The sequence below is a fragment of the Paenibacillus sp. Mc5Re-14 genome, assembly GCF_001049835.1.
Classification (GTDB): Bacteria; Bacillota; Bacilli; order Paenibacillales; family Paenibacillaceae; genus Paenibacillus; species Paenibacillus polymyxa_C.
Genome location: NZ_CVPD01000002.1, coordinates 143,017 through 168,398, shown reverse-complemented (window position 1 = coordinate 168,398; position 25,382 = coordinate 143,017). Strand labels below are relative to the sequence as shown.

Sequence of the window (25,382 nt, the reverse complement as noted above, 5' to 3'; positions counted from 1 at the left end):
CGAACAATTAGATCAGATAAATTAGAGTAGAAAATGCAACTTTTCAAAGTTGTCATTAGAAACGTAGAGCTCTATCCTACGGGATAGGGTTTTTTAATGGTTTCTAGTGAAATATTCGCTAAAAAATCATTAGTGACATTACAATGGGATATTCTATTTTCAGGGAACAAAATGCATCTACGATTCTGAAATTTACACAAAATCTTATTTAAAAGGGAGAAGAAGATGAATATATGAGTATCTTGGAGGATTTATACTATGGAAAATGGTACCTAAGCCAACGGACCAAGCCTAAAAACCCTGAGCTTGAGCTAGTCCATCAGAAAATATCTGCTTCTATTGAGAGTGAGATTGTCGGAACAGGACTACGAATTAATTGAAGAACTATCCGATTTATATGATGTTTTGGTTTCTATATTATCTGTCTCAGTTTATATTTCAGGGTACAAAGCAGGGCTTTGACGATAATTGAAATAATTGATGGGATAAACTATCGAAACTAGGAGATCGAGCTTTCAATGTATCGGCTTATTTTTATAAGGTGAATCATATAACTTAAGTAAGATGTATTTTAGGAGTGGACAGTATAAGAGAAGCATTTATAAATATAAGTCAGAGGTCATAGGGATTCAGTCTTATAATTTGATTCTTTCTGGAGCTTCATGGATTACATGACGTACGGTATACCCAAAGGAATGTATCAAGGGTATATGGAACGAGCAGCCAAACAAAACGATTCATGGAATGACATGCTCAATTTCGGTACATTTGGAGTAACGGGCATGATTCAGGGTGCATTCAATCCTACCAATGCATGGTCAAAGGAACATATGGCAAATTTGTTTGGTACAGCAGGATTGATGATAGGTTCTACGTCGACCAAAGCGCTAATCAAGCCCAAAAATATTTTGGAGGGTTCTGTTAAGTATGAATCAACTCTTAGTAAAGTCAATATTTTAAAAGAAAGCGAACAGCGCTCTTCTAATATAAAATCAAACGATTTTAATTATGCTGAAACTGGTGCTCGTAATATTCCTCCAGAGCAATTTTTTAGAGAAGAAGCTATTGCAGAGGAGTTATATGGAAAATTTAGGAACTTAGGAAATCAAGACGTAGAAGCCATTGCTAAAAATACTGGTTTTTCAGAAAGAATTCAGAGAATTAAAGACCATGTTTTTAACAATACCCACACTAAGGATCATGGAGTCGGGAAATTTGACCCTGACTTTGAATTATCACAAGCTTGGGAGAGGTTAGTAGATGGGAAATACGTGGATTCTGATGTACAATTACTACATCATGAGCTTTTTGAATCGAGGTTTGAAGGCATATTCCATACGAATTATAGAACAGCACATGATAAAACTATAGAATCTGGAAGACCATGGAATTGGGGAAAGATCTATGAGGAGAGAGAATAATGGCCGTATATATAATCATGCTAAAAGAATATGAAGATGAAGAAAGAGTTGTATATAATTATGGACCAAGTGAAGAGGCAATGGGGAAAATAGAATATGACAAAAAAATGGGGTCATAAATCAAATTGCTCCGATAGTTTCAGATAACTATGCAGATGAATTTTTCTTTAAGAGAGCGGGACGAAGGTTGGCAAAGATGATTATTAAAGAGAAGAGAATGGAAACTTCGTAGAAAAAACGACTATTGAATCGTAAGTGAATTATATAAACTATCTTTACAAGAATCGTAGAAACAAATGGCGATGCCATTTAAGCTTTTTAAAGTAGCTCTCACATTAGGAGTTACTTTTTTTATTACAAGAGGTGCAGTACGAGGCTTGAGAAATACGTGTAAGACAGAGGGCTTTCTTTATAGATGAGAAAGTTTGCTAGTGAAATCGAAGGTATTGAAAATGAAATCACAGTTCTTAGTGAAAGCAAACAACAGTCATGGATCGGATTAACAAAAAGATTATTTCTATTAATGAGAAAATTCATACAGATAAACGGAGAGCACCTTAACTGGGAAAGCATATACAAATTTATTTATTTTAGATATATGTATATTTGACTTAACACCACTACCTATTTTGATACATGATTCAGTATTATTCAAAAATGTTGAAAATAGTGTGGTTGACAATATTATTGAATTATATGATGAGCAACGAAAACAAACATTCATTTCAATTGATGAATTAAATAAATATTCAAGTACTACACAAGAAATTTTGTTTACACATTCTGTAATCCAACTTTCAAAGGATAAACTTTTATTTGATAAAGATTGGAGGGCGTGATAGTAATATTTAGCTATGAAATCTATTTAAAGTAGATGTTTAGTATGCTAATAACAACTCAAATCATTTGTGTAACTAGCATAACTACGCCCTTCATCACTATTACCATAAAGTTCTTGTTAAATACATATTGTTAGGAGGATCGGTTAATGTGAGAGATGGATTCAGCATAAATACAAAAAATACATTATCTAAAAGAGTAGGTGGTTGTTGTTGCAACGTTTAAAATGAAAAAAATAATGGATGTTAGTTTGGCTTTTGAGTCAAAAGATGAAGGAACAATCATAGTAGGAACAAACAAAGAATTGGATCATTTAACCTACCCAGAGATAAAAAAAATCATAGGAAATAAAATTCTTATTAAAAATACAGATCAAAATGAGACGGTATTAAACGTTAGCTCTATTCAAATTTCAACTTCAATGGCTGAAAGGAAAAATATTGGCATATGTATTGGTAAGTTAGTATCTCCTGATCTTGTTCAAGTGGGGGCAAGTATTTATAGTTTGGAAGATTAATAGAGAAATTAACACTATGCATGTTTTGGTCAATACTTTCGTAAAAAGGCGGTCTCCCCTTTTGGGGAAACCATACATTATACATAATTGATTTAAATATTTATGCAATATCAGCATTAACAATACTCTGAATTTTTTTATGTGAAATACTTTTAGTGTTTATCCATCTTTGTTATATGAACTTCTTCGTTTCATTAAATGCTAACTCCCTGTGGCCTGCTTGGCAGTGTTGCTCACCCTCCGTTTCTTTAGTAAATACTGTTAAACTGTAACTTTATAATTCTTGGGTAAGACCTAATATCTGATCATGTATATCTACATTACTTAATCCTCCGTGATAACAAACCACCGATGCAATGTCGAGATCTAAGTACTTTTTCAATGAGAGACAAGCTGCATTCATATCCGGTGTGGTCGGAGCATGAATTCCTCTGAGAATCCCGTTTTCACTGTACATCGAATCCCCGGCAATGAGAATCTTACTTTGCTTTAAATAAAGGCTGATATGACCAGGGGTATGTCCAGGAGTATGGATGACTCGAATTGTTCCGCAAAACGGCAGCTCCTGACCGTCTATTAAGGTAGCATCCACTTGGCCCTTTGGAGGATTCTCAAGGTGACTATCTTTGAAAAGAGGGATCTCCCCCTGAATATATGGCTTATCCAGCTCATGTGCATATGCTTTAATATTGTTGCCACACTCCTGCAAAATCTCAGGAAGACAACCTATATGATCCACATCCTGATGTGTCAAAATCACAGCTTTTAGTTTGTCGAACGATACGCCTACCTTTTCCATAGCCACGCGTAAATCTTCCATTTGTCCAGGGAATCCTGTATCTATTAAAACAGCCATTTCTTGATCCCATAAAAGAATGGGGTGAATCCTATGCCCACGAAAATCTAGCTGAAGCATTTCTACTCCCTGTGAAATTTCCATAATATCGGGCCTCCGTAAAACGAAATTACCACCCATGAAAATAGGTTCAAGGGGCGAATCCAACTCTGTGGCGTTGCCGTTCCTTAATGTCAATAGATACGGTGCGAATAGATGTAATAGGAATAACAAATGTCTGATATTGCGTAAGGTATTTTACGAACTTGTCGTCAATCTGATCCAATATTCCGTCGCATACATTTGTCCCATCTATAAAATGAATAGTTACTTCCTTACCTTGTAAGCTTGCTAACATGATATCACCTCGTTTGTTTTCTTGAAGTTTCTTGCCGGATCATTGAAATCTTGAACATACTCTACAAAGAAGTTATCACTTGATCAATAACACCATATTCGAGTGCCTCCTGTGCGGACATGTAAAAATCCCGGTCCATATCTTTTTCGACTTTTTCAAAAGATTGCCCGGTCCGTTCAGCTGTGATACGGGTTGCCTTTTCACGAGTCCATAAAATTCGTTTTGCGCTGATCGCAATATCGCTGGCCTGGCCTTGTGCGCCGCCGTGCGGCTGATGGATCATAATTTCACTGTTCGGCAGTGCAGAACGTTTTCCTTTGGCACCAGCCAGCAAGAGGATCGCGCCAAACGAAGCAGCAAATCCCGTACATATCGTATGCACCTCGGGTTTGATGTACTGCATCGTATCATAAATGGCAAATCCTGCGGAAGTAGAGCCACCTGGGCTGTTGATATACATGTAAATATCTTTTTCCGGATCTTCTGCCGCCAGGAACAACAATTGAGCAATAATACTGTTAGCCAATTGATCATCGATGGTTGCCCCTACAAACACAATACGATCCTTTAACAATCTGGAATAGATATCGTACGATCTTTCACCTTGAGCAGTTTGCTCCACAACATAAGGAACATAAACACTCATTTTTCATACCCCCATTTTCTTGGTTCAGTTGATTTCTTCTTGTAAACGAACCCAGACCGTAAAAAGATACGGAGTTTTAATGGGAAAAATGATTTGCATATATGGTGTAACTTCTATAACCCCTTGTTCGTTTACAATGAAGGTAGCAAATGGCTTTGCTTTAGCAGAGGGCAGAAGATGACCGTAGAGGAGAAGGCCTATGAACATAGAAGATTCTGTACAGATGACAGACAATACACTAGACATCCAGAACTTTGATGAATTACAGGCGGTCCTGAAAAGTTACTGTCTGTCGCTTACGAAATCAAATTGGGATGCGGAAGAATTGGCGCAGGACACTTGGGTAAAAGCATTAGGAAAGTTAAATAAATTCGAGCATACAAATCCCAAGGCACTGTTGATGCGGATTGCTAAAAACACCTGGATTGATGATATACGGAGAAAAGCAGTCTACACTCGAATATTGAATAGGGAACAAGCGAAGGTAACTGTACCGGATCATGGATCTTTTGAAATCGAGATCGCGTTGCAATCCTTAATGAATCATTTATCTGCGCTTCAGAGAACTGTTTTTTTTGCTGCGAGATGTGTTTGGATATTCGATTCGTGAGACATCCGACATGCTTGAAACAACGGAGGGAGCGGTAAAAGTTGCACTTCATCGGGCACGAAAATCGCTAGGAGCAGTTCAGGAGGAACTCTTAAAAGGCGAATTATCCTTACCAGAAAGTGAAAAATCGAAAACTTTTCTAAGGGCATTGACGGCTGCATATCAGATGGGAGATATTGCAACTTTGGTTATGCTTTCCTACCAGGATGTACTAGAACCAGAAGTTATGATCAGTATCGTCAATAATAAGTTGCTCTGGAGTCACGTCTCAGCAAAACAAGCGAATTTCGATACCATAAGTATGATGGCGGCGTAGTTTTTCTTACCATCGTAGTATCATAGGATAGAATCACAAAGAATATTTTGATAAGGAAGACAACAACAAGCTGTTTTAAGCGAGGATAAAGTAATGATAAAGCAAAAATTGAAAATCGAGGGCATCCCGGCAATTTTGTGGGGTGGTGAATCAGATAAGATATTTATAGCTATCCACGGTAATATGTCAAACAAGGCAGATGATGTGATCATTATATTTGCAGAAGAAGCAACGGCACAAGGGTATCAAGTCATTAGTTTTGATTTGCCTGAACATGGTGACCGCAAAGAAGAAACCTACGTCTGTAAAGTTCAAAATTGTGTTCATGATCTTGACATCATCATGCGTTACACACAAAAGCAATGGCATGAAATTAGTATTTTCGCTTATAGCATGGGTGCGTATTTTAGTTTACTTGCTTATCATCATCTCCCACTAAAACAATGTCTGTTTCTTTCTCCAGTGCTAGATATGGAGAGAATAATCAAAAATATGATGACATGGTTCAGTGTAAGTGAGGATAGATTAAAAGTTGAAAAAGAAATATCTACACCCATTGGGCAAACACTTTATTGGGATTATTACTGCTATGTTAAATCGCATCCAATTGATACATGGAATAAGCCAACTGCCATACTTTATGGCTCTGAAGATGACTTGTGTGAATATGACGTCATATCTACGTTTGCAAGCCGATTTCATTGCCAGCTAAAAGTGATGGAACGTGGAAAACATTATTTTCACACCAAAGAGCAACTACAGTTTTATAGACAGTGGTTGAAAGAACATGTAACCGCAAAATAAGCATATGGGAAGCAAGGAGTTGATCTCACTGCTTCCCATTTAACGTATCTTCCAGCGCCGTATTTATCTTCAAAAGGTTACAAATAAGTAGCTGGTAAGTGAGTGTTTGAGATTGAAAAAAAGTTGAACCATGTGAAAGAGAATGATTTAGTATTATTGATAACGATGCAAGAAGCCATCAACTAATTTGGCATTTGTCATCTGAATTACAGACTGATCTTCCAGTTCCTCGGCCATATCATCATCTGTCATGGACACGAAAAAAATAATATCTTCTTTGGATTGACCGAATTGAGTAAAAAATACATCGTCGGTTTCTTTAACTACCTTGGCCATAATTTTTATCATTTCATCTTTATAGTCCAACACATTGTCGGTTGCATACAGAAATTTGCTAATATGATTGAGGTGTGCTGTATCGCCATATTGATATTCGCTTAATCCCCATCTGTAATAAATTTCATCTTCCTTGCTGTTGCACAGGTCTTGGGCTTTCATGTTTGTGATATGTCTAACAAGTGATTCCTCCGTATTAACAGCTAGAAACAAGGTGACAAAATCGCTGTCTGTGCCAAACGCGCAAGCGTAAACTTTTTCATCCTTCACTTCTTCCAGTATGCTTTTGAGATCTTCCAAAAATCCTGCTCTAAATCTTTCCTCAAATTCACTCAGAAAATTGCTCATGTGGTTCATATACTCCTTTATGAGTTTTATGCTTGATTATACTTTACTATTATTAGCACGACTCGTGTAGCCTACCACAATTATAGGAACTTGGATTGGTACGAAGCAAATAAGCCTAGAACCTTTTCAGAACTTCTTTCATAGTTGGTTTAGAAATTTTGGTGTAGCATTTTGGATTGAGCTATTGGTTGCTCAGCCAATAGCAAGATTTACAATGAAAAAAATACATGCAAGATAGGCTAGCCAAGAGAGAGTGTAAATCCGTGACATGATACCAAAGTCATAATAAAAAACCGCATAACAATGTGGTTTCTCGTAAATCGGTAAAGATACAGACCATGTAAAAAAGCGCTGGTTCCAGTCTGGGACCAGCGCCTTTTCGCGTTTCTCATTATGAACTTTCGTCAGGCCAAGCAGGCCGGGTCGGCGACTTATTTCCTAAAATGACGCATTGCCGACTGTTCGTCTTTATTCTTACTGGGCCGTTAAAATCAGTGGACCGTCCTGCGTAACTGCAATCGTATGCTCATATTGCGCCGACAACTTGCCGTCGGCCGTTCTCGCCGTCCACTGATCGTCGTCGATCGTGATACGGAACGTACCTTCGTTGATCATCGGTTCAATCGTAAACACCATGCCTTCCTTTAACCGAGTGCCTTTGCCAGCTACGCCGATATGCTCGTAGCTCGGTTCCTCGTGCAGGCTCCGCCCGATCCCGTGCGCGAGCAGATCGCGTACGACCGAAAAACCGTTTGCTTCCGCATGCTGTTGAATCGCCGACGTTATGTCGCCGAGCCGTCCTCCGGGGAGTGCTCGGGCGATCCCCAGATCCAAGCATTCCTTTGTCACCCTCATTAATTTTTGCGCCTCCGGTCGGATATTGCCCACCGCATAGCACCAGCACGAATCGCCGAACCATCCGCCGTATTCCACGACGATATCGAGCTTCAGCAAGTCGCCGTCCATAAGCACCTGGTTCGAAGGAATGCCGTGGGCCACCACATCGTTGACAGAAATGCAGGTTTCGGCAGGGAAACCGTTGTATCCTTTTGTAAACTGCTTGCCGCCCAGCTTGGTGATATGTCTGGCAACAAAGTCATTGATTTCCCGGGTGGTGATCCCAGGCTCGATCAGTTTAACCACCTCGCGGTAGCAGTCCGCAACGATTTGGCTCGCCGGTTTCATCTCTTCGATTTCCCTGGGTGATTTTAAAATGATCATCTTTGTCTATTCGCTCCTTATTAATTCTATAATTTTAAAAACCGGACGATATCTCTGGCCTCCTCGTGCAGCTTTCCGCGGCGAAGCGAAAGCGAGGCGCAGCCGACCAAGGCGGCCAGTAGCATTTCCGTGCGCTGTAGCCGATACGGCGGCTCCGCCGCGTTTCCGCCGGAAGCGGCAGTCCCGTCCGCCGCACGATCGGTTTCCAGCAGCGCGGCAAGCGGCGCGAGCACTTCCTGGCGAAAGGCGGCCGAGAGCGGGGCCGAGCGCCCTTCAGGCAGCGAGGCAAAGCCCTCACCGGCCAACTTATGCAGCAGGTACAGGGCGTGGTCCTCCGCCCAAAGCTGCAGCAGCCGGACGCTGGCGGCGGCGACGGGGCCAAGCTCTGCGGCAGCGGCCGTTTCGTGGCTTCCGCTTTGGGAATCCGCGGCAGCCGAGTTCCCGGTGTCCGCCGCCGCAGCCAAGCCGAAATGCCCGCCTGCCGGCGTCTTCTCCGAAGCCGAAGCGGGCGGGGCTTCCTGTTGAGCCTCAAGCGGGGTCTCCAGCCATCCCCCGGCCCGCTCCAATGCGTCCCATAGCAGATCGTGGAGCAAATCGCCCTTATTGCTGTAATAATGGTATACCGTGCCATAGCCGAGTCCTGCCTGCACGGCGACATCGCGGATTTCCAGTAAAGGCCCTTTATTCAAAAACACATCGGCAGCGGCTTTCCGGATTTGCGCCAGACGCCGCAGCCGGATCTCTTCGTTTTGTTCCTTTGTTCGTGGAGACATCTTGTCCGTTCACCTCTTTTATTTTTGACCTACTCTTATGTCAATATAAAACATTAGCTTGCGAATAACAAGAGTGAGCAAACAAACATCCCGGCAACACCTCGTAAACGAATGAAGATCAGGTGAGCAGAGTTATGCTATACTTGCGAAGTAAAAGGGGGTGCCTACTGATGGAGAATCTATTGGGATTGTCTGTGACTTCTTACACTCATGCAAAGCCAATTATTAGGAAAGCGTTACTTTGTATGGGGCGAAACAATTTTTTAACGCTAAATAAGCTTTTTTAATATTTTTGGCTTTGCACCTTATTTTAAAGAATCAAAATAAGGAGCGAGCAAAATTGAGATATACGAATGCTACAAAAGTTTTACCTCAAAAACTAATTACGGAAATTCAAAAATATGTTCAAGGAGAGACTCTGTACATTCCTAAACCAAAAACGGAGTATATGAATTGGGGCAGTTTGAGTGGCGGGAGAAGGTTGCTTGAACAGCGAAATACCGAAATCAGAAATGCTTTTCAAAATCGCAGCAGTATCGAGCAATTAGCTAAGGAGTTTTTCCTTTCTACCGAAACCATTAAGAAAATTGTGTATTCACATAAAAAGTAGGGGATACACTGGTGAATTCGATCGATATTCAATTAAGTGAACATAAATAATACCTAATTTACAAAGTGGCGTGGTACTATACTCGCGTCAATGAATTTAATTTTGGCCTCATCTAGATTCCCAAATACTTTTTTGCATTTCAATTTCTATTTCAAAGGCTGTACTTCATTTTTACATTTATTATTTTTATGTCAAAAATGATTCTAACTCGTTGTTTTCATTTATAGAGCTTATTTTAATCTTTAAAATATGAATATAAACGACAGCAACAACGGATTTGGAACGGTGCCGATTCTGAATAAAATGAAGGGAAACATGTGTTGATTCATTATCGTTGAAACAAGAAAGTGGGGAAGATTTATGGGGGAGCAAAAAAGTAGAAGCATACATCTGATTGATCCAGAAATTATCAGTGCAGTTGATTTAATACCAACAACCGACCTTACCAAATCTACACTAATGGAATCACGTAAAAACCAATCTCAAATGATGCAACAATTAGATGTAACGCAGATGTTCCCTGTTACATTGGAAAAAAGGGTTGTGCCAAGTTATTTTAATGGTCAAGATATTCAAATAGAAATCATTAAGCCCAAACAATCAAAGCATAATAAGATGCCTCTATATTATTCGATACATGGAGGCGGGATGGTCTTAGGAAGTCCAGTCGTGGATCGTCCTGCTAATGCAGCTCTTGCTGCAGAACATGGCTTCTGTTGTGTATCTGTGTACTATCGCCTAGCGCCAGAGCATGTACAGCCAAGTCAGTTACAGGATTGTTATTCGGGCCTAAAATGGTGTATTGAACATGCGGAAGAGTTAGGGATAGATACTGAGAAAGTTGCCGTCGGGGGCAGTAGCGCTGGTGGCGGTTTGGCGGCTGGCTTAGCTTTGTACATTCGTGATCAGAAGGAATTCGAAATCCATCATCTAAGATTAATGAGGCCAATGCTAGATGACCGCACAAGTATCGCACCGGAGCATCCATACGCAGGAGAGTTTATTTGGACAAAACAAAGCAATTATTTTGGCTGGAAATCTGTATTGGGGGTTGAACCGGGTTCCGAGGAGGTAAGTGAATATTATGTGCCGGCCCGTGCCAAGTCTTTGGCCGGGTTGCCACCGACTTATATAAATATAGGTACCATTGATTTATTCATTGATGAAGCCTTATTTTTTGCTAAACAACTGGTATTTGATGGTGTCTTAGTGGAATTACATGTCTATCCCGGGTACCATCATATGTCTCCCGCTTTTCCAAATGCGCATTTTTCAAAAGAAGGGGCTATAACAAGTGAATACGCCTTACTGAAAGCTCTGAAGATATTTGATATAAATTCTAATGAGTATAATACTAAACGCTAATAAGGTACGATTGCAGTAAACAAAGCACTGTTGGAGAATATCCATCAGTGCTTTTTCATACCTACTTATGACCTGAACAAATAATTTATTGATAGATTCGGTTGAGAGTCATTATATTTTTTCTACTCTTCCGACTTTTACCACCCATTTAGGGTAAAATAATACCAAGCATAAAATCCAACTATGGAAGTGGTGATGCCCCATGTCAACGAGCAGCAAACCGAATAGATTAGCCAAGGAAAAATCACCGTACCTATTACAACATGCTTACAATCCGGTAAACTGGTTCCCTTGGTCAGATGAGGCTTTTGAAATTGCTAAGAGTGATAACAAGCCAATTTTCTTGTCGATTGGCTATTCGACTTGTCATTGGTGTCATGTGATGGAGAGAGAATCTTTTGAGGATCAAGAGGTAGCTGAGGTATTAAATCAGGATTACGTATCCATTAAAGTGGATCGAGAGGAACGTCCGGACGTAGATCATATTTATATGTCCATCTGTGAGACGATGACGGGGCATGGGGGCTGGCCGCTGACGATTATGATGACGCCGGATCAGAAGCCTTTTTTTGCGGGTACGTATTTGCCCAAGGAGCAGAAGTTAGGGCGTGTCGGACTTTTGGAGTTGCTGGATAAGGTGGGAATCCGATGGAAAGAACAGCCGGATGAGCTGATGGAGCTGAGTGAGCAGGTACTTACCGAGCATGAACGACAGGACTTGCTTGCTGGTTATCGCGGAGAACTGGATGATCAGTGCTTGAATAAAGCTTTTCATGAATACAGTCACACCTTCGATCATGAATATGGTGGCTTCGGAGAAGCACCGAAGTTTCCTTCTCCACATAACTTGTCTTTTCTGCTGCGATATGCACAACATACGGGGAACCAGCAGGCACTGGAAATGGTAGAGAAGACGCTGGATGCGATGTCACGGGGCGGAATCTACGACCATGTAGGCATGGGATTCTCAAGGTACTCAGTGGACGAGAAATGGTTGGTGCCACATTTTGAAAAAATGCTGTATGATAACGCTTTGTTGGCCATCACGTATACAGAAGCTTGGCAGGTGACAGGCAAAAGACTGTACCGACAGATCACTGAACAAATTTTTACATATATCGCAAGAGACATGACGGATGCAGGAGGTGCCTTTTATTCGGCAGAGGACGCGGATTCTGAAGGAGAAGAGGGTAGATTTTACGTCTGGAGCGACTCTGAGATAAAGGCTGTACTGGGCGATGAGGATGCCTCTTTTTTCAACGACTTGTACGGAATCACACCTTACGGTAATTTTGAAGGTCACAACATTCCAAACCTGATTGATATCAATTTAGAAGCCTACGGGAACAAGCATGACTTGACCGAGCCAGAACTGGAGCAGCGGGTCAGTGAGCTAAAGGCCAAGCTGTTTACTGCCAGGGAGCAGCGGGTTCATCCTCAGAAGGATGACAAGATTTTGATCTCGTGGAACGGGTTGATGATTGCTGCTTTGGCCAAGGCAGGGCAAGCTTTTGGAGATACCAGATATACAGAGCAAGCTCGAAAGGCAGAGACGTTCTTGTGGAACCATTTGAGACGGGAAGACGGACGCCTATTGGCACGGTATCGGGATGGTCAGGCAGCTTACCTCGGCTACGTAGATGATTATGCTTTTTATGTGTGGGGTTTGATTGAGTTGTACCAGGCGACCTTCGATGTACAATATCTGCAGCGGGCACTGACGCTTAATCAGAATATGATTGATCTGTTTTGGGATGAAGAACGGGACGGGTTATTCTTTACCGGATCAGATAGCGAACAATTGATATCCAGACCCAAAGAAATTTATGATGGTGCGATTCCGTCGGGTAACAGCATTGCGGCCCATAATTTTGTGCGACTTGCGCGGCTAACGGGGGAAACTCGATTGGAAGACTATGCTGCCAAGCAGTTTAAGGCTTTTGGCGGGATGGTTGCTCATTACCCCTCAGGCCACTCAGCGCTGCTCAGCGCGTTGTTGTATGCGACGGGAAAGACGAGTGAGATTGTCATTGTAGGTCAAAGGAATGATCCGCAGACTGCCCAGTTCGTTCAGGAGGTTCAAGCTGGTTTTAGGCCAAATATGGTTGTTATTTTTAAGGATAAAGGACAGCCGGAGATTGCAGAAATAGCTCCTTATATCCATGATTACGATCTTGTGGATGGCAAACCAGCCGTATATGTGTGTGAACATTTTGCCTGTCAGGCACCTGTCACCCATATCGACGACCTTAAGGCTATGCTGGATAGAATAGAATAAAGCGAATTTAATCCCCTTGCGGGTGGAGCATATGGTGATTTTCGATCAATGACCTTATGTGTGCCACCTTCAAGGGGATATTTTATGTAAAGAGGTAGGTATAGTGTAGTGAAACTAACATTTTCTTAACATCTACATTACATTTTTTTTAATAATTTTTAGGTATATTATATCAAAGAACCGGTTCCGTTTAGCCTTGTGGTGTTCGAAAATAAGTACATATACCTATTCAACTAGCGTGTTTATATCTTTTTATATCCAAGCATTTCAGCAGGAGATGTGAAAAAACGTGAAAGGGAATCTGTCGGGTGACTGCCATCATAGACAAGACGAAGCGGCTCACCATAGGTTACGAAATTCAGGCGATGAAATGGAGATGCTAAGTAATGAAGAAGTTTTCAGGGGAAAAATGGAAGATAATAAGGGTACTCAGCAAAAATTTTAAAACAAAGCTAATGGTGGCCTTTATTGCCTTTCTGATCATACCATCCATGATTGTGGGGGCTCTTTCGTTTGAGAGCGCTAGTCAGCAGATTCGAAACCAGATCGAAGAAAGTGCCGAGCAGGCTATAATTCGTACTAATTTTATTATTGATAGTACTATTGAACCCAAGCTACATGATGCAGAATATTTTGCAGAAAGACTAAAAGGCAATCGGGTAGAGACCGAGGAACAAGCGGCTAAACTGAAAGAGTTGTTTAAGCAATATGCTGCACTTCACCCAGAAGCAGAATCCATCTATTATGGTACGAAAGACGCTAAACTTACAACCTATCCACCAAAGCAATTACCAGATAATTATGATCCACGTATTAGACCTTGGTATGATGAAGCGATAAAGGGAAATACAAAGACAGCGATTAGTTCACCTTATCTTTCGGCAGACTCAAAGCAGATGACGGTTACGGTGTCGAGAGCAACGACAGATGGATCCGGTGTTATTGGTATTGACCTGAAAATTAGTGGTATTAAAGAGACATTGAACAATATTAAAGTAGGTCATGAAGGTTATGCCATATTGCTGGATAGCAACCATACTTACATTGTTCATCCAACGAAGGTAGCAGGCGCCAAAATTACAGATATTGAATCACGCATGTTTCAGAGCGACACAGGTGAATACGAATATGAATATGAAGGTCAGCCCAAGTATATGAATTATGCGACCAATAAGCTGACAGGCTGGAAGATAGGCGGAACGCTATATTTATCTGAAGTTGATGAAGCAGCTCAGCCGATTTTGTTCAGCACTTTGCTTACTATTGTCGGTTGTCTTGTGATTGGTGTTATTATTGTTTATTTCCTAATCCGTTCCATCATCAAACCGATTTTAAAGCTTAAAGAACAGGCGGTAAATGTGAGCGCAGGAGATCTGACACAGGACATTCAAGTCATGAGCAAGGATGAGATTGGAGAATTAGGAGCAGCTTTTCAGAATATGCAGCACAACTTGCGATCCGTTATTCAGAACGTAGGAAACAGTGCGGATCACGTCGCTCTTTCTTCGAATGAGCTGACGATAAGTGCGGAACAAACCAGCGCTGCAAGTGAGCAGGTATCCCAGGCTGTGCAAGAAATTGCTAGCGGTGCGGAGAAGCAGACTACGGGGCTGGAAAATAATTCGGTTGCACTGGATGAAATAGCACAAGGAATCACCCGAATTGCTGAACGCTCGACTTCAGTAGCGGAATTGGCCAGACGTTCTGCCTTGCAAGCTGAGGAAGGACGAAAATCTGTGGAGCAGACAGGCGAGCAGATGAATTCCATTCACCAGTCAGTAGAGCGTTCCAACCGGATGATTCAGACCTTGCAAGCCCGCTCTCATGAAATTGGAGAAATTACGAAGGTCATTGGCGATATCTCCAATCAGACGAACCTGTTGGCCTTGAATGCAGCTATTGAGGCTGCCAGAGCAGGTGATCATGGTAAAGGCTTTGCCATCGTTGCGGATGAGGTGCGCAAGCTGGCAGAACAGTCTCAGAGTTCTGCCACCCAGATTGCCAACTTGATTGGCGAAATTCAGCATGAAACCGAAACTACGGTGGAAACGATGGATAGGGTCACGACTGAGGTGAAGGACGGACTACAGATTTCCAAAGAGACCATTGTGAAGCTGAATCATGCGATGGAAGGCATTCGGGAGACTACGCCTCAGATAGATGATGTTGCCTCGATTGCCCAGCAAATATCAGCTAGTGTACAAGAGATTGCAGCAACAGCCAGTGAGCTAGCGACGATTGCAACCGGTAATGCCGCCACATCTGAAGAAGTTGCCGCCTCCTCACAAGAGCAATTGGCTTCTATGGAGGAAATTTCGGCTTCTGCTCAGTTGCTTTCCAATATGGCTGCTGATTTGAAGGTGATGGTCAGTCGTTTCAAATATTAAATACGAGCTTGAACCTTATGGAATCTATAGTACAATGAATGCTCGGGACAGTTCTTTAAGCCTTATGGCATAAGGAATCTGTCCTGAGTTTTTTTTATATTTCCGATACAGCTTCTGGCAACATATGAGAGATTACAAGGAGGACGAACACTTGGTTCGAGATTTATTGCTATATACGATCGTGATATTATTGTTAGTTTTGATTTTTCAGCGTCAGCTCATTCGTCAGGCGATCACATATGGACTGGCAGGAATTCTGTTCTTTTATTTTGGCATAAGTGATAGAACACTGCTGACCTGTGTGTTGGAAATAGGGATTGGTCTATTGTTCATGACTCTGTTTGGGCAGGCCCTAACCCCCACCAATTATACATATGGACAGCGATTGTTGGACAAAAATCATGATCTGCTAACTTTACTTCGAGTTCAACCTGGCTTTACCTTCAGGCTGGAGAAAAGGGGTGATGAATTTTATTATATGCTGCTTGATGGTGAATTGCTGGAGCGTATGGATCTGAATCTGCAAGTCAATTTCAATAAATGGGAGCATGTGAAGCGTATTGGGGATATTTTGGAGCTTTCCTCTGAAACACTGGAGCAGCTTACCGAATACTACAAACAGGCTTGGTTCGGGGATCGGACCGTATTTGAATTGGAGTTTTGGGAATATTCAGCTTTAATTACCTTGCATCCTGTCAGGGTCGACGGGTTCACCAGATATGTCATCGGTCATGTATTGGATATTACGGAGTATAAAGCTTCCGAGCAGAAAAGAAAGGAGATGAGTGAATCTAACCATGCAAAAAGCATTTTTCTAGCTCATATGAGCCACGAAATTCGAACGCCGCTGAATGGCATCATCGGGCTCTCAAAGCTGTTGAGTAAGACTCAACTGACTGACGTTCAAAAAGATTACCTCCACAAGCTGCTCGCCTCCTCGCGTACTCTTTTAGACATGCTCAATAATGTATTGGATTTTTCCAAGATAGAGGCTTGTAAGCTGGAACTGGAAAGGGTCGAATTTGAGTTGGAAAACATGCTTCGGCATCTCGCAGATACTATTGGGACTTTGCTGGAACATAAAGAAATAGAGGTCGTTTTTATAACAGACCCGGAATTGCCGAAAAGCTTCAAGGGAGACCCGCTTCGAATGGAGCAAGTACTTTTAAATCTTATGACCAACGCCATTAAATTCACAGATCAAGGGCATGTTTTGTTACAGGTAAAAATGGTAGGCCAGCAGGACGGACGAGTGAGTGTCACTTTTATGGTAGAAGATACGGGCATAGGCATTTCCAAGACGGGAATGGACAAGCTATTTGTCCCTTTTACCCAAGTGAGCACATCAACCCATAGATATGGGGGTTCCGGGCTGGGTTTGGCTATTAGCAAGCAATTGGCTGAAGCTATGGGTGGTAGCATAGAAGTGAAGAGCTGTTTAGGAGAGTATAGTCAATTTTACTTTAATGTGGAGTTGGATATCGGGGATTTAAATGCAAGAAATACGCAGTTAGAAAAACCAATCAACGGCAAAGCCTTAATCATTGCACAGCATAAACTGGTGAGCCACAGCCTAAACGAATTACTGCAAGATTTGGGACTACAAACACTCACCGTTTCATCATTTCAGGAATATGCAGATGCATTTCAAAAGGGTGAACATTTTGATTTTGTTATGATTGATATGGGGATGGAAGGCTTTAGAGAACTTGAATCATGGAGGCATTGGTTTCATATACTGGATAAGCAAATGACTCAGGTCATTGGGCTTACAACCGTGTTCCAGTTGGAAGAAGTAGCCGCTGAAGCTACAGAACATGGGGTGGATGCCTTTTTGTCTAAGCCAGTAACTCGGAACGCTCTTCTGGAGGTGCTCCGCTTTAGCCACGAGCAGGAAAAGTCAGTGTCGGTAGATCATCATAGTCTGGAAGTTGTTGCAACCATGAATTTGCAATATGAAGTAGGGGTCTCAACACAAAAGTATCAAATCCTCATAGCGGAGGATAACGAGATTAGCCAAGTAGTGATAACCGAGTTTTTGGCAGAACGCGGTTTTGAGGTAACGATAGTCACAAATGGAAGAGAAGTAATAGAGTTACTGGAGCGATGTTCCTGGGATATGGTGCTGCTTGATCTACATATGCCGGAAATGGATGGTTTTGAGACGGCCAGACATATTCGAAGAAACAGGGCTTTTAACAGACTCCCCGTTATCGCTTTTACCGCGGATGCTGTGCAGACTCAACAGGAAATTTGTCTTCGTGCAGGCATTAATGACGTACTACTCAAGCCTGTACATAAATTGACCGCAACAAGAATATTAAATAGCTGGATCCATTTAGCGTGGCTGCAAGAATTACATGGCATTCACGCGGAGAAGGCGATAGCCAGTATGGATGGCAAGGTGTATATTTTTCAATTTGCCCTACATAAATGGATACAGGAATACCAGTATCTTGATAAGAGAGTTGTGAGAAAAATGGATAATGGTCAGTTATCCTCTGCTCTTCGATTAATTCACTCGCTGAAGGGAGGAACGGGGAATCTGTGTGCGACTGAGCTGCTGGCAAAGGTGATAAAGTTGGAGAAAGCATTGAAGCGCAGCAATGAAACCTCAGGGGGAGAACTGTATCCAGACTGGAGAGAGCAACTGAGTATAGTTCAAAAGGAGATTAATCAAATTAAATCATCCATTCCCTGGATCTAACTGTGTTATTGCATAAATTTGTAGCCGATTCCCCAGATGGTCTTAATCAATTGTGGTTTCTTGGGGTCTTTTTCGATTTTTCTGCGTAAATGGTTAATATGTACGTCCACTGCCCTCTCATTAATAAAGGAGTCTGTGCCACGGAGAGCCTGAATCAAGGCATATCTACTAAATACAATTCCTCGGTTCGAATAAAAAAGCTTCATCAGCTCAAATTCCGAATAGGTCATCTCTACCATCTGGCCATTAACGATAACCATTCTTCTCGCCAGATCCAAAGAAATGCCGTTTTCAGGTTCAGCTTCAGGTGAAATTTTTCTTCCTTGCAAGCGTGTGATTTTAATCCGACGGAAAAGAGCCTCGATCCTTGCTTTGAGCTCCTGCATACTAAAAGGCTTGCAAATATAATCATCTGCTCCCAACGTAAGTGTACGAATGCGCTCTGAAATGTTGTTTTCTGTCGAAATCACGATGATTGGCACGTCCGTATGCTTGCGTATCAGCGGGCAGGGATTCACGCCATCCAAATCTGGAAGCAACAGATCTAGCAGAATAATATCGGGCTGTTCTTTATCGAGTAGGGCAATTCCCTCAGTTGCTAGTTCCACTCGAGTAACGTTGTAGCCTTCCCCTGTTAAATATAAGGAGAGAGTGTCACCCAGCATATTATCATCTTCAATAATCAAAACATTAGACATGATATGTTTCCTTATCTATTTTTAAATTTTAGCAAGTTCTTTTGATAGAGTAAACTCCTTTGGACAGTCTGTCAAAAACTCAGTTTTACTCTGGAAACCCAGTAGCCAGACAGTTTTGATATATATCTATTTGATATGAAAATGTACTTTTTTTGAGATTTATCACTATAATACGACATTTTTCATATCTATTTAACAATATACTGCAAGAACATAACCTTAAATTACAAAAAATTAACAAAAGATCTCAGAAACATGCATTGACTTTAAAGAAAATTATGGTATTTTATTACATAGGAGTTGACATCCTCTGACAGACCCCTTAGAAAAACCCACTATATTAATCTTCCATTTATCTGCTCTTAATATGCATCTCTGTATTCTTTTGTACTCTATATGTTCTTGTGATCGTACTCATGATTTTGTGGTGTGGATATCCCATTGTGAGTTCAGACTGTCTACTCATTTTAGATTACATATTTACACTCTTTTGCATTTTTTTGCTTTCCATGCTTGTGTTTTTCAAAAATCAGGTCAGCGGGAGGACGAATTATTATGAACACATTCGAAACACTGGAGTCCAATGTAAGATCCTATTGCAGAAGTTTTCCAGTTGTTTTCAACAAAGCGAAAAATGATGTTTTGTACACGGAGGCAGGAGAGGGATATATTGACTTTTTTGCCGGGGCAGGGGCTCTAAATTACGGGCATAATAATGACTTTATGAAAAACCGGTTACTAGATTATTTAACCTCCGATCGGATCATGCATGGTCTGGATATGTACACCACGGCCAAGCAAGAGTTTATGGAGTCTTTTTCCGAGCGTATTCTCCAGCCTAAGGGCTTGAATTATAAGCTTCAATTTTGCGGACCAACGGGAACCAATGCGGTAGAAGCAGCACTGAAACTTGCGCGTAAGGTGAAAAAAAGAAATGGCGTTTTTGCTTTTATGGGCGGTTTCCACGGTATGTCGCTGGGTAGTTTATCTATTACCAGCAACAATTCCATGCGAGAGAGCGCAGGAGTCCCACTGAATAATGTTACCTTTATACCTTATAACAGCACGTTTAACGGAATGGATACGATTTTGTACATGGAACAGCTTTTAACAGACACTCATTCTGGTGTGGAAAAGCCTGCTGCGATTATTTTGGAAACGGTACAGGCTGAGGGTGGTATTAATATCGCAGATAACGAATGGCTGCGTGAGTTGCGACAGCTGTGCGATGATCACGATATTTTGCTCATTGTTGATGATATTCAGGTCGGTTGCGGCCGAGTTGGTTCGTTCTTCTCGTTTGAGCGAGCAGGAATTGTTCCTGATATGGTTGTCTTGTCCAAGTCGATCAGTGGATACGGTCTGCCAATGTCTTTGTTGCTGCTTAAGCCAGAACTGGACATTTGGAGTCCAGGTGAACATAACGGCACTTTCCGTGGGAATCAGCTAGCGTTTGTCGGAGCCAAGGCAGCGCTGGAGTTCAGAGACACGGTAGGGCTAGAAGCACAAGTGAAGGAAAAAGAGGCTTTTGTTCAGCAGTACTTGCGTGAACATATCCAAAAGATTGATCCACTCATTGAAATTCGCGGCTTGGGACTGATCTGGGGAATTGATGTGACCCATCTGGGAGAAGCCTTCGCCAAGGAGGTAGCAACTCTCTGCTTTAGTAAGGGACTTATTATTGAGCGAGCTGGGCGTAACGATACGGTGCTCAAAATTATGCCTGCATTAACGATAAGTATGGAGAACTTGAGCAAGGGCTGCAACATTATTAAAGAAAGCATGGCACAGGTAACCAGTAACTTGGTTACGCTGTAAATGTAATTCCATTAGCAAAACCCCTTGGTTGGAGCTGCCGTCTGCTGTAAGGTAAGCAGGTGTGTGCCACCTTCCAAGGGGTTTTTTGTGAAAATTAAGAAATAACCGCCTGCGCGTATTTTAGTGCAGATTGCTCCAACTGCTCATCTGTCAAAGTTGCGGCACCATACTGCACGAAATAAGGGAGCAATTTAACACCAATCATATGGCCTGTAGCTTCAAAAGGTCTCAACAGTTCTTCGATCGTGAATCTGTTTCGTCCGCCATGTTGATAGTTTTCCTCCACGCTGGCAGCGGACAAGGCGATCAACAACTCTTTGCCCTGTAGCTTGCCACCTTCGCTTCCATAAGCCCACCCGTAAGTTAAAACCTTATCCAGCCATTTTTTCAGCAGGGGAGGACTGCTATACCAGTAAAAGGGGAATTGCAGAACGATACGATCATGCTGCTCTAGCAGTTTCTGCTCATGGGCAACGTTGATTTGCTCATCCGGATATACTTCATACAGGTTGTGAACGGTCACACTGGATTGCTTCTTGAGTTCTTGCATCCATCTTTTGTTAATACGAGATTCCGCAAGATCAGGATGAACAACAATAACGAGTGTTGACATGTAAAACCATCTCCTCAAAGCTTATTTTTCGTAAGTAAATAACCATTACGCATGTAACGATTTTAGATTCAACCCACAAAATTGTCAACTCTTCTCAATTTTGAGTTCTACATACAAAAAACTCCGACAATCTATGCCGGAGTTGCATTAAATGCATTTTTTACATTAAGCGATATGGTCAAGAGCAACAATTTTATTTTTACCGGAGCGCTTGGCTTGATACAGATAGTCGTCTGTCTCCTGAAAAAATACATCTTTGTCTTTGTTCATATCCTCGGTATAGCTTTTTAATCCAATGCTTACGGTTACAGAAACGATTTGCATTTTCTCCTGAAAGGTCATTTTCTCCACTTCACGCCGAATGTTCTCCACAATCTGATAAGCTTCCTCAAAAGTATGCTCGAACATTAAAATAGCAAACTCCTCGCCGCCATAGCGGGCCGGAATGTCATTTGCTGTAATTTGCTCTGTGATGATTTGCGAGATGCCTTCCAAAATTTTGTCTCCAAACTGATGTCCGTAAGTGTCATTGATCTTCTTGAAATTATCAATATCCACTAACGCCAGATGGATGATCGCTCCTTGTTCGGCATATTCGAGTGCTTTTTCATAAAAGTTTTGAAAAGACAAATGATTATAAAGCTTCGTCAAACCATCGGTCATAGACATTTTGCTGATAATCGCGTTGCTGATCATTAATTCCTGCTGGGCGCGCTTTGTCTTGTATAAATCCACTAACAAATCGCGGCCGCTGGCCTGAATAATAAGGGCAAGAAAAGTAGACATAATTAAAAATGTTGGAATCGCCACGATATCAAAGTCTGACAAATAGCTGCGGAATGATCCATCTATTGCTAGCAATAGAAAAAAGACGATCACTTGCAGTGCAAAAGAAAACCATATTAAGCGACGATTGAAAAACAGAATCGAAGAAAAAATGGGCAACAAGCACAACGCTGGAATAATCCGGATATCATAGTTTAGGCGAATAATCATCCAACAAATGACGGTGCTTGCCATAAATAGAATCGCGAAAGAATACCTACTAAATTTAAAATGTGCCAGCTCTGCAAGTAAGTTGGATCCACTCATGATTAGTGTGGGAACAATAAGGACCCCAACGTAAAATTCATAAGGCGAAGCGGGATAATCAAGGAATAAGTAGCTGCCCAGCTGGACGATAAAATGTACGGTTATAATCATCCAGTAAAGTAATAACATTTTGCGCACCCAGCGGGCTTGCTTTGTTCTGTAATCCATGGTTTGAGTAAGCCGTTTTGTCTTGTTCATGATGTCACCACACTTAATGTATCTATAGCCATTCTCGTATTATAAGATACTATGTGGTGAAGTTGAAGCTAATTTTTTTGAAGGGCATGAACTCGTTTAGCCCAGCAACACTTTCACCTGGTGAATAGTTCCATCTCCTGCAACCGGCAGAATATTATTCGTTAGAACAGTGCCATCTACGGTAACTGTAGCTACACCTTTGGAGACGTGTTGCGGATTCGTGATATGAATCACATAGGTGTCACCACGGAAGACGCGGGTGACTGTGAATTCTCCCCAAGATTTGGGGATGCACGGATCAATACGCAGACCGTCCCATTCTGGCTGAATACCGAGAATGGATTGAGTAATAGCTATAAAATTCCATGCCGCAGTACCTGTTAGCCAGGAATTTTTGGCTTCACCTTCACGAACTGCATCCTTACCCGCGATCATTTGAGCATACACATACGGCTCGGTACGATGAATGTCGCTGATGCCCTCTAGATAAGCGGGAGCAATTTTGCTATACAGCTCGAAAGCGCGATCCCCGCGTCCTATGACAGCTTCTGCCATCATAATCCAGGGGTTATTGTGACAGAAAATACCTGCATTTTCCTTATAGCCAGGAGGGTAAGAAGAGATTTCACCTAGATTCATATAGTAGCGGGAATAAGGCGGATGTTGTAGTACAATGCCGTAGGGAGTTTCCAGTCGATCACGTGTAGAGTCGAGAGCTTTATGAGCGAGACCTTCTTTAACGCCAATTCCTGCCATTACACAGAAGCCCTGAGGTTCTATGAAAATTTGCCCTTCTTCACAATCCTTGCTCCCTATTTTGTTACCATAATGGTCGTACGCACGTAAGAACCATTCCCCGTCAAACCCATGCTCCAATGTGGCTGTTCGCATACGATCCACATGTGCTTGAGCTGTGGCTGCTTCTTCATTCAAACCTCTGCGCTTGCAAAGCTCAATAAAATCCGGTCCAGTATATACGAATAGTCCGGCGATAAACACAGATTCGGCTATTCGGCCCTCCAAAATCTGTGTCGTCTGATAGGACTCATCTGGTGTAGCGGAAAAACAGTTGAGATTTAGACAGTCGTTCCAGTCAGCCCGGCCAATGAGCGGAAGACCATGGGGACCTAAATTGTCTACAACATGGTAAAAAGAACGCTTCAAGTGTTCAAACAGCGAAGCGGCACGATCTACATTCCCGTCAAAGGGAACTTGTTCATCCAGAATGCCAAAGTCTCCGGTTTCTTTAATATACGCTGAGGTACCGACGATAAGCCACAGCGGATCATCGTTAAAGCCACCGCCAACCTCGTGATTTCCTTTTTTGGTCAACGGTTGGTACTGATGATATGCCCCGCCGTTTTCAAACTGAGTAGAAGCAATGTCGATAATCCGCTCCCTTGCCCGCTCCGGTATTTGGTGGACGAAGCCGAGCAAGTCTTGATTTGAATCCCGAAAACCCATACCACGTCCAATACCGGATTCAAAATACGAGGCCGAACGTGACAAATTGAATGTAACCATACATTGATATGGGTTCCATATGTTCACCATTCGGTTCAGTTTGTCGTCATGACTTTGAAGGGTATACTTGGACAACAGATCGTTCCAATAACTTCGTAGCTCACTCAATGCTCGTTCCACATCGGTTTCATCCACAAACTGCGCGATCATGGCATGAGCCCGTTTTTTGTTAATAATACCAGGAGACTCCCATTTCTCTTCCTCTGGGTTTTCCACATAACCTAGTACAAAGTTACAGCTTGTTTCTTCGCCAGGCTCCAGTGTGATCTCAATGCAATGCGATCCGATAGGGGACCAGCCGCTGGCTATCGAGTTAGACGCTTGCCCTGCGGTGATGGTTTGGGGCTGATCCAGTCCATTGTAGAGACCCAAAAAAGCTTCACGGTCTGTATCATAGCCCGCCAGCGGACGATTCGCAGAGAAAAAAGCATAGTGATTGCGGCGTTCGCGGTATTCCGTCTTGTGATAAATGACAGAATCCTGTATTTCAACTTCGCCTGTGTTCAAGTTACGCTGAAAATTGGTCATATCGTCATAGGCGTTCCACAGGCAAAATTCAACGAATGAAAAGAGTTTTATCTTTTTAGTTTGTAACGATGTGTTCTGAAGCTTGACCTGGTGGACCTCGCCGTCAAAGGAAAGGGGCACAAAAGCTAGTTGCGTAGCCCGAATACCTCTTCGTTCACCCATAATTGAGGTATAGCCAAGCCCATGACGGCATTCATACTGCTCCAACTCTCTTTTAACCGGCATCCAGCCCGGAGTCCAATAATCTCCATCATCATAAATATAAAAATAGCGACCGCCATTATCGACAGGAATATTGTTGTACCGATAACGTGTTAAACGACGTAAGCGAGCGTCTCGGTAAAATGCATAGCCGCCGCCTGTATTGGAGATCAGTCCAAAAAATCGTTCATTACCTAAATAATTTATCCAGGGATATGGGGTTTGAGGGGTGTGGATAACATATTCTTGGTTGGCATCATCGAAGAAACCATACTTCATGGCGCAGGACTCCTCTCAAATTGGAAAATAAAAGACCCAACACATGATTATATTCAAAC

Annotated in this window: 21 protein-coding genes and 3 pseudogenes; 14 read left to right on the top strand and 10 right to left on the bottom strand. The window is 42.0% G+C overall.

Annotated features, from left to right (window positions below):
- The first annotated feature begins 233 nt into the window (after positions 1-233).
- The 5 genes and pseudogenes from BN1546_RS28285 (at position 234) to BN1546_RS25640 (ending at position 2,778) form a co-directional block, all read left to right on the top strand.
- Positions 234-380, top strand: a complete 147-nt coding sequence (locus BN1546_RS28285; RefSeq protein ID WP_255305618.1) for a DUF6809 family protein — start codon at positions 234-236, stop codon at positions 378-380.
- Positions 381-641: 261 nt separating this feature from the next.
- A pseudogene (locus BN1546_RS25660) lies at positions 642-1,421 on the top strand (WXG100 family type VII secretion target); the annotation flags it as partial.
- A pseudogene (locus BN1546_RS28615) lies at positions 1,421-1,676 on the top strand (hypothetical protein). The pseudogenes BN1546_RS25660 and BN1546_RS28615, both read left to right, overlap by 1 nt.
- 308 nt (positions 1,677-1,984) lie before the next feature.
- Positions 1,985-2,260: pseudogene (locus tag BN1546_RS28610) on the top strand (DUF2326 domain-containing protein); the annotation flags it as partial.
- 203 nt (positions 2,261-2,463) lie between these two features.
- Positions 2,464-2,778, top strand: coding sequence for a hypothetical protein (locus BN1546_RS25640; RefSeq protein ID WP_231124608.1), 315 nt, complete (start codon positions 2,464-2,466; stop codon positions 2,776-2,778).
- 274 nt (positions 2,779-3,052) lie between these two features.
- Here BN1546_RS25640 and BN1546_RS25635 read toward each other — a convergent pair whose 3' ends face one another.
- The 3 genes from BN1546_RS25635 to clpP all read right to left on the bottom strand — a co-directional run bounded on the left by BN1546_RS25635 (position 3,053) and on the right by clpP (position 4,617).
- Positions 3,053-3,718, bottom strand: a complete 666-nt coding sequence (locus BN1546_RS25635) for an MBL fold metallo-hydrolase (protein WP_058831313.1) — start codon at positions 3,716-3,718, stop codon at positions 3,053-3,055.
- A 46-nt stretch (positions 3,719-3,764) separates the two neighbouring features.
- Positions 3,765-3,971 (bottom strand): hypothetical protein, encoded by a 207-nt coding sequence (locus tag BN1546_RS25630; protein ID WP_043885946.1) that lies wholly within the window; start codon positions 3,969-3,971, stop codon positions 3,765-3,767.
- 61 nt (positions 3,972-4,032) lie between these two features.
- Positions 4,033-4,617: an ATP-dependent Clp endopeptidase proteolytic subunit ClpP gene (clpP, locus tag BN1546_RS25625; protein WP_013371085.1), complete on the bottom strand. Its 585-nt coding sequence runs from the start codon at positions 4,615-4,617 to the stop codon at positions 4,033-4,035.
- Positions 4,618-4,816: 199 nt separating this feature from the next.
- Between clpP and BN1546_RS28280 the strand changes: the two genes are divergently transcribed.
- The 3 genes from BN1546_RS28280 (at position 4,817) to BN1546_RS25615 (ending at position 6,347) form a co-directional block, all read left to right on the top strand.
- Positions 4,817-5,227, top strand: coding sequence for an RNA polymerase sigma factor (locus BN1546_RS28280; RefSeq protein WP_255305616.1), 411 nt, complete (start codon positions 4,817-4,819; stop codon positions 5,225-5,227).
- 10 nt (positions 5,228-5,237) lie between these two features.
- Positions 5,238-5,543 (top strand): hypothetical protein, encoded by a 306-nt coding sequence (locus BN1546_RS28275; protein WP_255305615.1) that lies wholly within the window; start codon positions 5,238-5,240, stop codon positions 5,541-5,543.
- 93 nt (positions 5,544-5,636) lie between these two features.
- Positions 5,637-6,347, top strand: a complete 711-nt coding sequence (locus tag BN1546_RS25615; RefSeq protein WP_090739252.1) for an alpha/beta hydrolase — start codon at positions 5,637-5,639, stop codon at positions 6,345-6,347.
- A 153-nt stretch (positions 6,348-6,500) separates the two neighbouring features.
- Here BN1546_RS25615 and BN1546_RS25610 read toward each other — a convergent pair whose 3' ends face one another.
- The 3 genes from BN1546_RS25610 to BN1546_RS25600 form a co-directional block, all read right to left on the bottom strand.
- Positions 6,501-7,031, bottom strand: a complete 531-nt coding sequence (locus tag BN1546_RS25610) for a DUF4303 domain-containing protein (protein ID WP_090739251.1) — start codon at positions 7,029-7,031, stop codon at positions 6,501-6,503.
- A gap of 474 nt (positions 7,032-7,505) precedes the next feature.
- Positions 7,506-8,252, bottom strand: coding sequence for a type I methionyl aminopeptidase (gene map, locus BN1546_RS25605; RefSeq protein WP_013371089.1), 747 nt, complete (start codon positions 8,250-8,252; stop codon positions 7,506-7,508).
- Positions 8,253-8,278: 26 nt separating this feature from the next.
- A complete protein-coding gene (locus tag BN1546_RS25600) occupies positions 8,279-9,025 on the bottom strand; it encodes a TetR/AcrR family transcriptional regulator (protein WP_090739250.1) in 747 nt (248 codons plus the stop codon).
- 340 nt (positions 9,026-9,365) lie between these two features.
- Here BN1546_RS25600 and BN1546_RS25595 point away from each other — a divergent pair, with 340 nt between their 5' ends.
- The 5 genes from BN1546_RS25595 to BN1546_RS25575 all read left to right on the top strand — a co-directional run bounded on the left by BN1546_RS25595 (position 9,366) and on the right by BN1546_RS25575 (position 18,372).
- The gene (locus tag BN1546_RS25595) at positions 9,366-9,635 is read left to right on the top strand and encodes a CD3324 family protein (protein ID WP_013371091.1); all 270 of its coding nucleotides are present in this window, start codon (positions 9,366-9,368) and stop codon (positions 9,633-9,635) included.
- Positions 9,636-9,995: 360 nt separating this feature from the next.
- Positions 9,996-11,000 (top strand): alpha/beta hydrolase fold domain-containing protein, encoded by a 1,005-nt coding sequence (locus BN1546_RS25590; protein WP_090739249.1) that lies wholly within the window; start codon positions 9,996-9,998, stop codon positions 10,998-11,000.
- Between the two features lie 202 nt (positions 11,001-11,202).
- Positions 11,203-13,278, top strand: a complete 2,076-nt coding sequence (locus tag BN1546_RS25585; RefSeq protein WP_090739248.1) for a thioredoxin domain-containing protein — start codon at positions 11,203-11,205, stop codon at positions 13,276-13,278.
- Between the two features lie 386 nt (positions 13,279-13,664).
- Positions 13,665-15,665 (top strand): methyl-accepting chemotaxis protein, encoded by a 2,001-nt coding sequence (locus BN1546_RS25580; protein WP_090739247.1) that lies wholly within the window; start codon positions 13,665-13,667, stop codon positions 15,663-15,665.
- Positions 15,666-15,816: 151 nt separating this feature from the next.
- Positions 15,817-18,372: a hybrid sensor histidine kinase/response regulator gene (locus tag BN1546_RS25575; protein ID WP_090739246.1), complete on the top strand. Its 2,556-nt coding sequence runs from the start codon at positions 15,817-15,819 to the stop codon at positions 18,370-18,372.
- A 5-nt stretch (positions 18,373-18,377) separates the two neighbouring features.
- Here BN1546_RS25575 and BN1546_RS25570 read toward each other — a convergent pair whose 3' ends face one another.
- Complete coding sequence (locus BN1546_RS25570; protein ID WP_064963758.1) at positions 18,378-19,070, bottom strand: response regulator transcription factor; 693 nt, start codon at positions 19,068-19,070, stop codon at positions 18,378-18,380.
- A gap of 555 nt (positions 19,071-19,625) precedes the next feature.
- Here BN1546_RS25570 and ectB point away from each other — a divergent pair.
- Positions 19,626-20,888 (top strand): diaminobutyrate--2-oxoglutarate transaminase, encoded by a 1,263-nt coding sequence (gene ectB / locus BN1546_RS25565; protein ID WP_090739245.1) that lies wholly within the window; start codon positions 19,626-19,628, stop codon positions 20,886-20,888.
- 94 nt (positions 20,889-20,982) lie between these two features.
- On the opposite strand, the gene BN1546_RS25560 is transcribed toward ectB, so the two are convergent.
- The 3 genes from BN1546_RS25560 to BN1546_RS25550 form a co-directional block, all read right to left on the bottom strand.
- The gene (locus BN1546_RS25560) at positions 20,983-21,501 is read right to left on the bottom strand and encodes an NAD(P)H-dependent oxidoreductase (RefSeq protein WP_090739244.1); all 519 of its coding nucleotides are present in this window, start codon (positions 21,499-21,501) and stop codon (positions 20,983-20,985) included.
- A gap of 165 nt (positions 21,502-21,666) precedes the next feature.
- Positions 21,667-22,791 carry a GGDEF domain-containing protein gene (locus BN1546_RS25555; RefSeq protein WP_090739243.1) on the bottom strand — a complete coding sequence of 375 codons (1,125 nt, stop codon included), beginning with the start codon at positions 22,789-22,791 and terminating at the stop codon, positions 21,667-21,669.
- Between the two features lie 96 nt (positions 22,792-22,887).
- The gene (locus BN1546_RS25550; RefSeq protein WP_090739242.1) at positions 22,888-25,323 is read right to left on the bottom strand and encodes a glycoside hydrolase family 94 protein; all 2,436 of its coding nucleotides are present in this window, start codon (positions 25,321-25,323) and stop codon (positions 22,888-22,890) included.
- Between the last annotated feature and the right edge of the window lie 59 nt (positions 25,324-25,382).